This is a genomic window from Acinetobacter legionensis, from assembly GCF_057165765.1.
Window position 1 is genome coordinate 3,747,462 of record NZ_CM169896.1, and the last position, 14,578, is coordinate 3,762,039.

A 14,578-nucleotide genomic window follows, 5' to 3' on the forward strand; every position below is an offset into this window, starting at 1 on the left:
TTATTGATTAGGCTATGAAGCGATTAAATTACGCAGCACATAATGCAAGATACCACCTGCTTTAAAATATTCCACTTCATTCAAAGTATCAATACGGCATAACACTTTGAAACGATCTATTGAACCATCAACACGTTTAACCTCCACATCTAAACTTTCATGTGGTTGTATGTCATCAGAAAGTCCATAAATCGACAGTTGCTCACGCCCAGTTAAGTTGAGTGATTGACGAGTTTGACCATCCACAAATTGCAACGGTAAAACCCCCATACCAACCAGATTTGAACGATGGATTCGTTCAAAACTTTCAGTAATTACCGCTTTTACTCCTAAAAGATTGGTGCCTTTCGCCGCCCAGTCACGTGATGAGCCTGTACCATATTCCTTACCTGCAATGATGACCAACGGCGTACCATCTTGCTGATACTTCATCGCAGCATCGTAAATGGCTAACTTCTCATCTGTCGGGATATAGAGGGTATTGCCGCCCTCTTCACCATTGAGCATTTCATTCTTGATACGAATGTTGGCAAAGGTTCCTCGCATCATCACTTCATGATTGCCACGACGAGATCCATAAGAGTTAAAGTCCTTTTGATCGACACCCTGCGCTTCTAGATAACGACCTGCTGGACTGTCTTTCTTGATATTCCCCGCAGGAGAAATATGATCTGTTGTGACTGAGTCGCCAAGAACGGCCAAGATATTTGCATTGAGAATATCTTTAATTGGTTTCGCGGGTTGATCAATGCCTTCAAAGAATGGAGGATGACGAATATACGTTGAGTTTTCATCCCATTCATAGGTTTCAGAGTCAGGGATTTGAATTGCTTGCCATTTTTCATCACCATCAAAAACTGCCGCATATTCTTTATGGAACATCGCTGTATTGACTTTTTGCAGCACCTCATCAATCTCGATTTGACTCGGCCAAATATCTTTTAAATATACTGGTTGTCCTTGCTGATCATGCCCCAATGCTGTGCTGGTAATGTCACTACGAATGGTGCCCAATAAGCCAAATGCAACCACTAAAGGCGGTGATGCTAGCCAATTGGTTTTTACCAAAGGATGTACCCGCCCTTCAAAGTTTCGGTTGCCTGAAAGTACCGATGCAACATTCAGGTCGTGGCACTGAATAGCATCTTCAATCGGTTGGGGTAATGGCCCTGAATTACCAATACATGTGGTACAACCATAACCAACCAGGTTATAGCCCAACTGGTCTAAATAAGACATCAAACCTGCCGCTTCTAAATAATCGGTTACGACTTTAGAGCCTGGTGCTAGAGAGCTTTTCACCCATGGCTTACGTTGAATGCCTTTTTCGATGGCTTTTTTTGCCAACAAACCCGCAGCCAACATCACACTTGGATTAGAAGTATTGGTACATGAGGTAATCGCAGAAATCACCACATCCCCATCCGTCAATGGGTAGCGTTTACCGTCAATCACACAATGTGGTTCTTCATTTTGTAATGCAGATTGTTTTGAATCAATGGCGTTACCGGCCCCACCCTCATTGGCTAAACGTTCTTTTTCCTCACCTTTAGCTGGCTTAAGATCCAGCGCCATTAAGTCACTAAAAGTTTGTGGGATATCAGGCAATGCCACTCGATCTTGCGGACGTTTCGGGCCAGCAACACTTGCTACAACGGTTCCCATATCCAATGCAAGCACATCGGTAAATACAGGTTCATCCCCAGTATGACGCCATAAGCCTTGTTCTTTACAATAAGCCTCAACCAATGCAATACGATCTTCTTTACGACCCGTTAAACGCATATACCCTAGAGTGATTTCATCAATCGGAAAAAAGCCACATGTTGCACCATATTCGGGCGCCATATTGGCAATGGTTGCACGGTCTGCAAGCGGTAGAAATGCGAGCCCATCACCATAAAATTCAACAAATTTACCCACCACGCCTTTTTTACGTAGCATCTGAGTAATAGTTAAAACTAAATCCGTTGCGGTAATTCCTTCACGCAATTTTCCTGTCAATTTAAAACCAATCACTTCTGGAATCAGCATTGAAATCGGCTGTCCAAGCATGGCCGCTTCGGCTTCAATCCCCCCCACGCCCCAACCCAATACACCTAAGCCATTAATCATCGTGGTGTGTGAATCTGTACCAACTAAGGTATCGGGAAATGCAAATACCTCACCCTCACTTTCACCCAGCCACACTGCTTGAGCTAGGTATTCTAAATTGACTTGGTGACAAATCCCTGTTCCAGGTGGTACCACACTAAAATTATTAAATGAAGACTGCCCCCAACGGAGGAATTGATAACGTTCTCCATTGCGTTGCATCTCAATTTCAACATTTTCTTCGAACGCATGATCTGTCCCAAAATGATCCACCATCACAGAGTGATCAATGACCAAATCTACTGGAGATAAAGGATTAATTAAATTGGGATCTTTATTGGCTTTTTGTACAGCTGCACGCATCGCAGCCAAATCTACAACAGCAGGTACACCAGTAAAATCTTGCATCAATACTCGTGCAGGGCGATACTGGATTTCTTGATCTGAAGTTTTATTGTTCTGCCAATCGACAATCGCTTGAATATCGCTTTGCCTCACTGTTACATCATCTTCAAATCTGAGTAAGTTTTCCAGCAGTACTTTGAGTGATTTAGGCAATTTTGAAATATCACCTAAACTCGCTTGAACCTGATTTAAACTAAAAATTTTATAATTTGTATTCCCTACAGTTAAGTTTTGCAAAGAATTTAAACTATTGATATGACCATATTTTGCCATTGGTTAAACCTCCAGCTTGGCGTTGACTTTCTTATTGGCTACTTGGAGTACTTCTTTAAATCTAAGACAAATAATTATTTTAGGTGTTGTTGATTGGTTATTTTTATTCAAATTTACATCGGTAAATGTAAGCATTCATGTGAGTTTTTCCACAATACACCTGCAAGTGTTGTTCGTTCAATTGCCAAGCTTTCAGCTAAACCCGTCAAGACAAAAGGCAAATTCACCGGCGTATTACGGGTATGCTGCTGGTCAGATGTCTGGCAACACAACGGTGTCATATCTGGACAATCGGTTTCTAGTACTAAATGTTCCGCACCAACCGCTTGTACAACTGTATGCAGTTTTTTCGCATTTGGATTGGTAATTTGCCCTGTGATACCGAGTTTAAAGCCTAATTTAATAAAGGCTTTCGCCTCTTCTACCCCCCCACTAAAAGCATGTGCAATACCACCATGTTTAAACTGGTGCTGTTTCAACATTGCAAGAACTTCAGCATGTGACTTACGAATATGTAGAAGAATTGGCTTATCGTATTGCTGGGCGAGTTCAATTTGGGCTGAAAAAAAATCTTGTTGTTTTTGAAAAATTTCAGCTTGTTTATGCTGTTTAAGAAACGTGTCCAAGCCTATTTCACCAACCGCAATACAAGCTTCAGTTTTCAGTATATTTTCCAAAGCATTTAAATGCTCTAGGCGGTGTTGTTCGATATAAAAGGGATGCAACCCCGGTGCAAGATGGCTTCGGGGTGCATTATTTAACTGATTTAAAAATTGTTGAGTGTCAATCAAATCTTGAAAGCGTTCATATAAAAACCCAATCAAAATCAAATGTTCTACACCTACCTTTTTTGCTTGATAGGCCAATTGTTCTCGATCCAGATCAAAATCAGGAACATCAAAATGTGTATGTGTATCAAACAAAGGCCAAGGCATTAGGATTTCGCTTTCCCACTTGCAACAGGTGCAGAACTGCTTGGCTGATCAACTTGCATCTCCGCTGGGAAATATTGACTTTTCAACACGCCTTTTAACTGATCGTAAGGAATCATCAAGCGCGGTAAGCCAACAACATAAGGCCCGATATCATATTCACCATATTGTAAAATCAGACCTTGTTTACCCAAATAGAAATTGTCTGATAATGTAAACTTCCACGCCTGTTCATATTCATTGACGCTTTCAGCAAGTTTTGAATCGATAACCCAAGTTTTAAATGCATCATGTGCCAATTTTTCAAATTTAGCTTTTTGATTGGCTTCAATGATTTGATCCAAGCCAACTTGTTTTTTACTCACCAAATCAAAGTTAAAATAGGTTTGCGCAGATGCCCCATGTGCGCCGCCTAAATAACTACTGGTATTTAATACCACCGTCGCTAAAGGTTTATCTGAGTTTAAAATTTTAGGACTTAAACTAATCGTGATCTGGCCACTTGCCCCTAATGTTTTAAGCTCTTTATCCATCTCAAGGAATGAATTTGCATAAGGTTGTACACGCTCTTGCAATTGCTGAACAGGGGTTTTATTGACTTGCACTTCACTTGCTGAAGCTTGTGAAGCCGTTTGTTGCTGATCTGCGTCTTTTTTCGCTTTACTCAATTGCGCGATATCCAGCATTTTATCCAGATTATCTAAAATCGCTTGATCAATCGTTTCATCAACAAAAGCCTGATTACTTTTTAGTCTTTCTATAGAAAACTCAGGGCATGTATTGCCATTACACTCAGGTAATGTCAATTTTACTTTTTCTGTATCGCCCTGTAATAACATTGAAGTATCAGGCACTTGAGATGCAGCACTTTGATCAACTTTTGGCTCTGCTTTTTTCGAGTCAGATTTTTGACATGCAGTTAACCCTAAAGTGATCACCAGAATTGAAAGCGCTAAAGTACTTTTTTTATTTAACATTTCACAAACCTATCCAATGAATCAAGCCAAGATTTTTTAATCTCTATATTCATTAGCCTATTCTTCTCTATACAAATCCTCAATCAAAATTTGTATGAAAATTGAAGCGTTATGAAATAAGTGGCTCAAGTTTATTGATCGCTGAGTCAATTCAACAACGACCAACTAATCTTAACCGCTCTGCTTTAAAATCCCGCTAAAATTGGCAGAATGATCAAGATACACCTTAGAACATATGTTGATACACTTCAGGCTTAAGTATTTTTTGCGTCTGTTCTTTGCTCAAATAAATATCCAGCTGGGTACCATCTTCGACAATTTCATTGGCGCGATAATGCAATCCAACACCTTCACCATCAAAGAACCAATCGGCTTGTCCCCAATATAACTTTTTAGGCGCATTCTTTTTCACATCGCTATTTTGCTTTTCCAACCATTCTGCATATTTTTCTTGGACCCAAGTATTCAGTTGGTTCTGATGTTTGGCATCAATCACATCTAAAATACTTAAGCTTTTCTTCAATTTCCGGTCAGCAACAAAAAAGTATTGTCGTTCTTTGATACTGACATCTGCTTGTAAACTATTGACTGAAACTTGCAACAAAACATACTGATTACGTTGTGAAGCCATACGCGTTTGCATATGCAGTTCAAACGCTTTATTTTTCGGGAATTCTTCTTGCCAAGTATCTGATTTTTTGACAAAAGCATTAATGGCCTGTTGTAAGGTCATGTTCTGTTTTAAATCAATCTGTGCCTGAATCACGTTGGACTGACTATTTGCAATCCACTGATTTAACCAATTGTCTTGAGTCTTAATGGTTTGAATATCGATTTCAATGCAATTATTTTTTTCACAAAACGGTAAGGCATAATCAGCTTTGGTTTCTTGAATATTTAAATAAGGTAAGACTTCAGCGGCTTCTTGTTTGGGTTGGAATACAGAACCATCTTTGTCCTGATCTTTTTTAGAATCACATGCAACCAAAACCATTGTACTTAAGCAAAGCACTGAAATTATTTTTTTTGAAAATTGCACTGCATAAATCCCTTTGGACAAAAAGCATTGTATTTTGATACAAAAACAGCTTCACAAGGAAGCTGTTTTTACATTTTGCAATAAGTTAGCTGAACTTAATGCTCACGTGTAGAACGGAATTGAATATCTGGATAACGCTCTTGCATTAATTGTAGATTTACTCGGCTTGGTGCGAGATAAGTTAAATGCCCACCACCATCGACAGAAAGTTGGTCATGTGCCTTTTTCTTAAATTCATTAAATTTCTTTTCATCATCACAAGAAACCCAACGCACTGTGTTGATGTTCACTGGCTCATAAATACAATCTACTTTGTATTCTTCTTTCAAACGGTATGCCACTACATCAAACTGAAGTACACCTACAGCCCCAACAATCAAGTCATTGTTGATTTGCGGCATAAACACCTGCGTTGCACCTTCTTCTGAAAGCTCTTTTAAACCCTTTTGCAATTGTTTAGATTTCAATGGATCTTTTAAGCGTACACGGCGGAACATTTCAGGTGCAAAGTGTGGAATCCCCGTAAAATGAAGTTTTTCACCAGAAGTGAATGTATCACCAATCTGAATCGTACCGTGGTTATGTAAACCAATGATATCACCAGGCCAAGCTTCTTCAAGTTGCTCACGTTCACCCGCAAGGAATGTCAATGCATCACTGATACGTACATCTTTACCAAGGCGTACATGATTCATCTTTAAACCTTTCTCATACTTACCTGAACAGATACGCATGAAGGCAATACGGTCACGGTGTTTTGGGTCCATATTGGCTTGGATTTTAAATACAAATCCACTGAAGCCTTCTTCCGTTGCTTCAACAGTACGTTCATGTGTTGGATGCGCTTTCGGTTGTGGTGCCCACTGAATAAATGCATTTAATACATGGTCAACCGCAAAGTTACCCAAAGCGGTACCGAACAGTACTGGGGTTTGACGCCCTGCTAAAAACTCCGCTGGATCAAGTGGATCATTCGCCATTTGCACCAGTTCTAAAGACTCTTCAAATGAAGCAAAGGCCAGATCACCGACTTTTTCACGAATGTCTGGATAGTCATATCCATCACGGATTTCAATATCTGTAATAGTCGAACCAAAACCTGCTTTATATACATAAAGCTTATTTTCAATGATGTTATATACACCAGCGAAGTCACGCCCCATACCCAATGGCCAAGTAATCGGCACACAACGGATTTTAAGCACGCTTTCAATTTCATCAAGCAATTCTAATGGCTCACGGATTTCACGGTCCATTTTGTTGACGAAAGAAATGATCGGGGTATCGCGCATACGACACACTTCCATCAATTTGATGGTCCGTTCCTCGACCCCTTTTGCACCATCAATCACCATCAACGCTGAGTCAACGGCAGTTAAAGTACGATAGGTATCTTCAGAGAAATCTTCATGCCCTGGAGTATCAAGTAAATTGATGACATGATTTTTATAAGGGAACTGCATGACTGAGGTGGTAATCGAAATACCACGCTCTTTTTCCATTTCCATCCAGTCAGATGTCGCAGAACGGTCAGACTTTCGACTTTTAACCATACCTGCAACTTGGATTGCTTTACCCCACAACAACAGTTTTTCTGTCATTGTCGTTTTACCAGCATCGGGGTGGGAAATAATAGCGAAGGTACGTCGCTGAGCGACTTGCGCCGCTAATTCATCTTTAAACATAAAAAATCTACAATATGTACACAGTTATGTACACATTTATAAATATGTACTTGAACTGGAAAATGGGAATTCAAAAATTGGCGATATTGTATCAGATTTAGCGTCGTTTTTAACGATTGTTGCTATATGATTAAGCACTTTGATCGCGCAGACATAGCAAAAATTCCAGAAAGAGGATGAGCGATACAGACGACAAGCAAATCGTTTTAAAGATCAACGTAGATCTCAATATACAGTGCTGATGGTTAAGTAAAACGTGATTATGCTCAGCTTAAACCTCGTTTGAATGATCGTGCTAGGTCTTTAGTTGGCTGAATATTTTTATATTTAAGGTATGGCTTTAACCATACTATAATTGGTTTCCAAACGGTCTACAGGTAGCGGCATTCCTAACAAATAACCTTGTAATTGCTGGCAACCTAAACGTTTAAGAATCTGCGCCTGTTGTTCAGTTTCAACACCTTCTGCCGTCACCACCAAACCCAAACGAATCGCCAAATGAATAATACTTTCTAAAATGATTTGTTCTTTTGAACCTTCACACAAATTACGGATAAATTCTCGATCTATTTTTAATTCATCTACTGGTAAATCTTTTAAATACAAGAAACTCGAATGGCCCGTTCCAAAATCATCAATTGCCAGTCGGATACCTAAATTTCTTAATTTCTCAAAGGTTTGAATACTGTCATCAATATGATGCATCGCTGTAGATTCAGTAATCTCAATAATTAAATTACCATTCTTGACATGGTATTTTTGAATCAATTTTTCTAAAGTTTCAATCAAATGCTTATGTTCAAATTGCACAGCTGAAAGATTTACGGCGATGGGACCAAAAGCATATTTTTTATCTTCCCACTCTTGAATTTGCTTACATGCTTTTTCTAAAGCCCAATAACCCATACGAATAATCAGACCCGTTTGCTCAGCACCATCAATAAACATGCTCGGTGCAAGTAAGCCTAGGGTTGGATGCTTCCAACGGATTAAAGCTTCTACGCCACAAATTTGGTAGTCGGCTGTGAATTTAGGTTGATAAAATAGAATAAATTGTTGTTCTTCTACTGCTTTATATAAATCATTGATGAGTTTAGATTGACTTCGGCTTTGGTGTTGTTGGTCTAAAGAACTGCTATAAACACTAAAAGTATTACGACCCTGCTCTTTCGATTGCATCATGGCTGAATCAGCATTAATCAATAAATCTTGTAAGTTCTGCCCATGATCTGGAAAAAATACAATTCCAATGCTGGCAGAAATATTGATTTCTTTACCTGAAATTTGAAACCCATCTTGTATTTTTTGTAAGAATAATTCAGCAATTTCTTCAGCTTCATTACGATTAGAATCTTCAAGAATCAGAATGAACTCATCTCCACCAATACGAATAAGTCTTTGTCCGTCCTTGAGCAAAGGATATAAACGCTGTGCGAGTTTAACCAGAAGTTCGTCACCTATATGATGACCAAACGCATCATTGACTGATTTAAAGCGATCTAAGTCAATATAAATAAACGCAATTTTAGTCTGTATTTCTTTATAACCTAAAAATAAAGCATCTGTGTATTCAACTAGAAATAATCGATTTGGAAGTTTAGTCAGATTGTCTTGAAGTGCTAAGTCTTCAAGCTCTTTATTGGCTTGTAATAACTGTAAACTACGTTCTTCTAATCTTCGTTCTAAAATCGCTACACAAAAAGCAGAAACAAGGATCAAACTCGCTACAAAAATAATGGTAAACAATAAAATACCTTGTCCTTCGTGTAGTTGACTTCCAAAATGTTTTTCATGCACCGATGAGATCGTCGCCGCAGCCATACCAATATAATGCATTCCCACAATGCTGAGCGCGATCATGATCGATACAGCAATTTTATAGAGCATCTTATGATTAAAAGAATTCTTATATTTAAAGGCGAGCCAGAAAGACAATCCTGAACCACTTATAGCCATGATGACTGAGAGCATCACTAAAATAACATCATAATCAACTTGTTGATTTGGAATATTTAAACCCAGCATGCCGATATAGTGCATCCCAGAAATTCCCAACCCCATCAACAATCCACCCAAAATCAGCCGTACAATAGGCAAAGTTTCTTGAGTTGTCAGCCAAATCGCAAAAGTCGACGCCAATGCAGCAATAATATATGAAATCACTGTGAATGTTAGATCAAAGGAATAACCTTGTGGTAGATCACAAGCCAACATTCCGATAAAATGCATTGCCCAAATTGCAAACCCAAAAACCATGCCACTCAAGCATAATATAATTTTTTGTTGGCGAGGCGAATGTTGCGTAAATATGAGTTGTTCTAATGAAATAGCTACGTAACAGATGATAACTGCAATACATGCAGAGCCTATTACGAGATTACTATCATAACTCATATAACTCATAAAAATTTACTTCCAGTAATGAACCTATTTTTGTTATAAGCAACCTTTATATATACAACCTAAAATTGCGAGAAGGTTCACCTTTTTTAAAGAGCGTTCGTTTTACTTAAAATATCACTATCCTATTGAACGTCAAGTTATTTTTTAAATCGAAATAAAAAAGCATACCCGAGATATGCTTTTTTATTTTACCTAAATAGAATTTTTAGTTATTTACTTGTTAGATGTGCCAAATCTAACAGAACGTTGGCAGCTTCATTCACAAAAGTCTCTTCTTCTGGCAAAGCTGGGCGCTGGTTTACTTTCATTTTTGCTCTCGACTCAGCCAAAGCATCCAAACTTGCTTGGTAGCTTTCCCAATTTGAATATGGTTTTAGTCCTGTTTCAGTACGGCGTTTGTTCTCTGCAGCCAATGTTCTTGCTTCAAGCGCTATTAACTCCGCTTTACGTTTATCAATATCTAGAGAGATTCGTTTCTGATCTTTAGCTTCTTGAGCAATCGCTTTACGCGTCTCTAAATATTGGAACTGAGAATCGCCTGCCGTACGAACTTTTGATTTTTCACCAAGCTGTGCCACATAAGGTTGAATTGAACCTTCACGTTTAAATGGCGCAGTCGGAATCGTATCCCATTTCAGGGCATTTTTCGCTTTACGCTCACCAAACTCTTCATCGTAAATATCAACCAATTTGATATCTGGTATCACACCTTTGTTTTGTGTGCTTCCACCTGTAACACGATAAAATTTACGCTGAGTTAAGGTCGCTTGACCATAAGCAAGACTATCTAATTGAACTTGTGCAGTTCCCTTACCTGTTGTTGTGCTCCCTAAAATAACTGCACGATCGTAATCTTGGAGTGCAGCAGAGTAAATCTCACTGGCAGAAGCTGATGCTAAGTTAACCAAAACAGCCAAAGGTCCTGAATAAGTTTGAGCACCACCGTCGGTGTCTTCAAACACACTCACATTCCCGTTACCGTCACGGATTTGAACCACTGGGCCCTCTTTAATTACCTGCCCAATCATTTTGGCAACTTCTTCTAAAGAACCACCTGGATTATTACGCAAATCAATAATAATGCCTTCAACATTTTGTGCTGCAAGTGACTTCAATGCTTTATTGGTATCTTCTGAAACAGAGCGATATTCAGTCCCTGCACGACGTGCACGATAGTTCAAATAGAAAGATGGTATTTCTAAAACACCAAACTTATGCTTTTTACCATCACGTGTAAGTTCCACAGTCCGTGAACGGACACCAGCATCTTCTTCTTGAATCACATCACGAGTAATTGTGACAACTCGCGCTTGGCTCATAGAGGCACCAGCAGCTAACAATTTCACTGAAACTTTGGTTCCACGTTTCCCACGTATCAATCCAACAATTTCGGAACTTGGCCAGCCAATCACATCGACCATCTTATTGCCATCTTGTGCAACACCAATAATGCGATCACCCGATTTAACCTGTCCAGTCTTACTTGCCGGCCCACCATCTACAATAGTTTCAATCTTAGTGTAGTCTTCATTACCACGCTCAGGACGAATCGAAACACCAATACCTTCAAGTTGTAAGGTGGTTTGACGATTCAACTCCATGGCATCAACAGGTGGAAAATAATTGCTGTGCGGATCGTAGGTCAAGGTCATTGCATTGAGGATACGTTCCAGTACATCATCACTCTTGGTTCGTCCAATACGCTCTAGTTGGCGGGTATACCGCTTGGTAAGCGTTTGAACCGGTGTAAGATCTTCTGATGCGGCCAAATCCTGACCATTGGCCAATGTTGGATCATCTTTTAATGCTTTTTGTTTGGCTTGATCTTCTTGCTTAGCAATAGTGAGATTGATTAATTGCGACACCAGCATTTTACGCCAATAGTTTTGCAACTCGGCTTTGCTTGCAAAAAACGCAGCTTTTTCACGATCGGCATCAATAAACTCATTCGGTTGATTTAAGTTCTGTGTCTTTTTAAGTTCAGCCAATTCAAATTCATAAAATTCTTTTAAACGCGCACGATAATGCGCATGAATCGCAAATGGTCCAGACAAATCACCTGCTTTTAGTTTTGCGCCAAGTGTTGCACCATACTGTTTTTTATATTGTTCAATTTCTGAAGCTAAAAATAATGTGTGCTCTGGATCGAGGCTATCAATATACATGTCTAAAATACGATTTGATGTGGTTGCATCTAAACGCATATTCAAATAATGCTGACGGTCAATCAATGTTGCAAGTTGACGTGTCACTAAAGCTTGATCTTGTGAAGGATGAATCGATTGAGACACGTTTGTAGCATTGGTTTCCGCCATTGCCTGATTGATGGTATGGGTAAAGAATAAACCACCTGTTGCAAGTGCTATAGCGCAAGCGAGAGTTTGAATTTTCATAAATTCTTAATACTTCCTTGGGTTTTCCAATTTCTATATCGTTTTTCAATCTGAACTCAACAGTTTCAATATCTTAAACGACTTTATCTGTTTATGTTGTGTAGTTTTAGCATAATCTGTACTGACTAAGTGTAGCAAATCATTGCAGAAATCGGGTATTGTTTCCCAGTTTAAATAAATACAACCGTGGATTCCTATGATCGGCGCATTGATGCTTGATATTGCAGGCACAGAACTTACTCAAGAAGATATTGAACTATTACAAACTCCGCAAGTCGGTGGCATGATTTTATTTTCAAGAAATATAGAATCACCTGCACAAGTTCGCGCATTAACCGATCATATGCGCCAAATTCGCCCAGACATTCTTATTGCAGTTGATCAAGAAGGGGGGCGAGTACAACGCTTAAAACAAGGGTTTACTCTACTACCAGCTATGGGGCATTTTGGTGAGCTTTACTTAACTCAACCTGAAAAAGCATTAACACTGGTTGAACAATGTGGTTGGCTCATGGCAATTGAAGTGCTTGCTGTCGGGATTGATTTTAGTTTTGCCCCTGTTTTAGATCTCAATGATATAAGTGATGTGATTGGCGATCGCGCCTTTGCAAAAAATGTACAAGATATTGTGCCCCTAGCTAGTGCATTTATGAAAGGGATGCAACGTGCTGGTATGGCAACTACAGGCAAACACTTCCCTGGACATGGTTCAGTTAAAGCAGATTCTCATGTTGCTGCAGCAATTGATCCACGTGAATACCAAGATATTTATAATAATGATATGCAAAGTTTTATTCAGTTACAAACCCAGCTGGATGCACTTATGCCTGCACATGTTATTTATGAAAATGTAGATCCAAATCCTGCGGGCTTTTCACCCTATTGGATTGAAACGATTTTACGTCAAGAACTTCAATTTGATGGTGTGTTATTCTCAGATGATTTAAGTATGCAAGCTGCTTGTGTCGCAGGCGGAGCAGACGCACGTATCCGAGCTGCTCTCGAAGCTGGTTGCGATATGGGCTTGGTGTGTAATAATCGTGAATCAGCATGTATTGCATTGGCTGGAATTAACAATCTACCATTACCAAATCAAGCACGTTTAGAACGTATGCGTGGCAAAATTCCAGATATCACCATTGGTGAAAAATTTGAGCTTGGAAATGAATGGCAAACTGTCAAAAGAGTCATTGAAGAATTTAAAAATTCACTTTAAAAAGAATAGAAACACATCTATATGATGTTGATCTAGAAAAATTAACATCTCTTTCTTTTTATAAAAAGAAAGAGAAAAATTTAAGCTTTTTAACAGTTTAAAAAGCTTAAAATGCATATCTCTAAATAGTGCATTGGGAAGGATAAAAAAGAAGAACTGAGTAAAATTAAATTTTAGTCTTCTTTTTAATTGTTTTCGTAATCATCGAATTAGAAAAAATATAAGTTAAGGATAACTATGTCAGACCAACAACTTTCAAAGCACCGCCATATCTCATTTACAGCCCATTACACAGGCTATATTTGGTATAAAATGGGAATTTCTCATCCATTATTTGCTACATCAAAGGGTAAAACTTTAGCGATGATTGCCCATCCAATAGAAAGTTGGGGAGAAAAATATGTAGGCGGCAGTATGCGTACCACACTCAAACAACGTCATACTATGTTAGATGAGCGCTTAGCTAAACTGATCGAACAGTCTCCTGACTTACAAGTATTAGAAATAGCCGCAGGACTATCACCAAGAGGTTGGTGGTTTAGGCAACATTATCCCACGATTGATTATCGTGAATTAGATTTGCCCGATATGGCAAAAACTAAGCAAGCAGCGCTTAAGCAAATTGATAACGCGAGCCCAGATGTATTGTCTGTAGATTTATTTACAGACGATTTTAAAAAAGCCTTTGACGTATTTGATCCCCAACGACCGCTCGTTGTGATCAGTGAAGGTTTAATTAACTACTTTACCAAAGCACTTTTACAACAATTGATTCAATCGATTTCCCAGTACGGACAAGACTTCAAGAGCTTACATTATCTCACAGACCTCTATCCTGAACCTGTAAAAAACAAACTGGCTAAAGTGATTTGGAATAGTAGCAAGCTATTAAAAATCATGTCTCGAAGTGCTTTTACCTTTCACTTTATCAATCCAGAACAAGTGAAAAATTTTATCTATCAAGCTGGTTTTCAAAAAGTTGAAGTAATCCAGCCTAGTTCCTATTTTAATAAAAATTCAATTGAACACGATGCTGAAGAACATCTAGGTGATTTGGTGTGGATGATTGATGCACAACGATAAAGCAATCATTTGTTGCTATGATCGAGACTTGAACTCCTAACTATAAAAAACCAGTGAAAAAGACTGGTTTTTTAACAG

Annotated in this window: 9 protein-coding genes; 2 read left to right on the forward strand and 7 right to left on the reverse strand. The window is 38.8% G+C overall.

The window, feature by feature from the left end:
• Window positions 1–12 precede the first annotated feature (12 nt).
• From acnA to AC2G3J_RS17100, 7 genes are all read right to left on the reverse strand, one after another.
• Entirely contained in the window at window positions 13–2,772 is a 2,760-nt protein-coding gene (gene acnA / locus AC2G3J_RS17070) for an aconitate hydratase AcnA (protein ID WP_483770355.1), read from the reverse strand.
• A gap of 113 nt (window positions 2,773–2,885) precedes the next feature.
• Window positions 2,886–3,707 carry a TatD family hydrolase gene (locus AC2G3J_RS17075; RefSeq protein ID WP_419329067.1) on the reverse strand — a complete coding sequence of 274 codons (822 nt, stop codon included), beginning with the start codon at window positions 3,705–3,707 and terminating at the stop codon, window positions 2,886–2,888.
• Window positions 3,707–4,681: an RsiV family protein gene (locus AC2G3J_RS17080; RefSeq protein ID WP_483770356.1), complete on the reverse strand. Its 975-nt coding sequence runs from the start codon at window positions 4,679–4,681 to the stop codon at window positions 3,707–3,709. Before AC2G3J_RS17080 ends, AC2G3J_RS17075 begins: the two co-directional genes overlap by 1 nt.
• 226 nt (window positions 4,682–4,907) lie before the next feature.
• Window positions 4,908–5,675, reverse strand: a complete 768-nt coding sequence (locus AC2G3J_RS17085) for a hypothetical protein (RefSeq protein ID WP_336953456.1) — start codon at window positions 5,673–5,675, stop codon at window positions 4,908–4,910.
• Between the two features lie 140 nt (window positions 5,676–5,815).
• Window positions 5,816–7,405 carry a peptide chain release factor 3 gene (locus AC2G3J_RS17090; RefSeq protein ID WP_336953444.1) on the reverse strand — a complete coding sequence of 530 codons (1,590 nt, stop codon included), beginning with the start codon at window positions 7,403–7,405 and terminating at the stop codon, window positions 5,816–5,818.
• Window positions 7,406–7,732: 327 nt separating this feature from the next.
• A complete protein-coding gene (locus AC2G3J_RS17095; protein WP_483770357.1) occupies window positions 7,733–9,808 on the reverse strand; it encodes a bifunctional diguanylate cyclase/phosphodiesterase in 2,076 nt (691 codons plus the stop codon).
• A 209-nt stretch (window positions 9,809–10,017) separates the two neighbouring features.
• A complete protein-coding gene (locus AC2G3J_RS17100; protein WP_336954577.1) occupies window positions 10,018–12,201 on the reverse strand; it encodes a carboxy terminal-processing peptidase in 2,184 nt (727 codons plus the stop codon).
• Window positions 12,202–12,397: 196 nt separating this feature from the next.
• On the opposite strand from AC2G3J_RS17100, the gene nagZ reads away from it, so the two are divergent.
• Both nagZ and AC2G3J_RS17110 read left to right on the forward strand, forming a co-directional pair.
• Window positions 12,398–13,417, forward strand: a complete 1,020-nt coding sequence (nagZ, locus tag AC2G3J_RS17105; protein WP_336954575.1) for a beta-N-acetylhexosaminidase — start codon at window positions 12,398–12,400, stop codon at window positions 13,415–13,417.
• 237 nt (window positions 13,418–13,654) lie between these two features.
• Window positions 13,655–14,500 (forward strand): class I SAM-dependent methyltransferase, encoded by an 846-nt coding sequence (locus AC2G3J_RS17110; protein WP_336954574.1) that lies wholly within the window; start codon window positions 13,655–13,657, stop codon window positions 14,498–14,500.
• Window positions 14,501–14,578 lie beyond the last annotated feature (78 nt).

Bases quoted from the DNA above. Each gene is read 5' to 3' on its own strand.
- AC2G3J_RS17075 (WP_419329067.1), bottom strand. From the start codon at position 3,707: ATGCCTTGGCCTTTGTTTGATACACATACACATTTTGATGTTCCTGAT.
- AC2G3J_RS17110 (WP_336954574.1), top strand. From the start codon at position 13,655: ATGTCAGACCAACAACTTTCAAAGCACCGCCATATCTCATTTACAGCC.
- AC2G3J_RS17100 (WP_336954577.1), bottom strand. From the start codon at position 12,201: ATGAAAATTCAAACTCTCGCTTGCGCTATAGCACTTGCAACAGGTGGT.
- nagZ (WP_336954575.1), top strand. From the start codon at position 12,398: ATGATCGGCGCATTGATGCTTGATATTGCAGGCACAGAACTTACTCAA.
- acnA (WP_483770355.1), bottom strand. From the start codon at position 2,772: ATGGCAAAATATGGTCATATCAATAGTTTAAATTCTTTGCAAAACTTA.
- AC2G3J_RS17095 (WP_483770357.1), bottom strand. From the start codon at position 9,808: ATGAGTTATATGAGTTATGATAGTAATCTCGTAATAGGCTCTGCATGT.
- AC2G3J_RS17080 (WP_483770356.1), bottom strand. From the start codon at position 4,681: ATGTTAAATAAAAAAAGTACTTTAGCGCTTTCAATTCTGGTGATCACT.
- AC2G3J_RS17090 (WP_336953444.1), bottom strand. From the start codon at position 7,405: ATGTTTAAAGATGAATTAGCGGCGCAAGTCGCTCAGCGACGTACCTTC.
- AC2G3J_RS17085 (WP_336953456.1), bottom strand. From the start codon at position 5,675: ATGGTTTTGGTTGCATGTGATTCTAAAAAAGATCAGGACAAAGATGGT.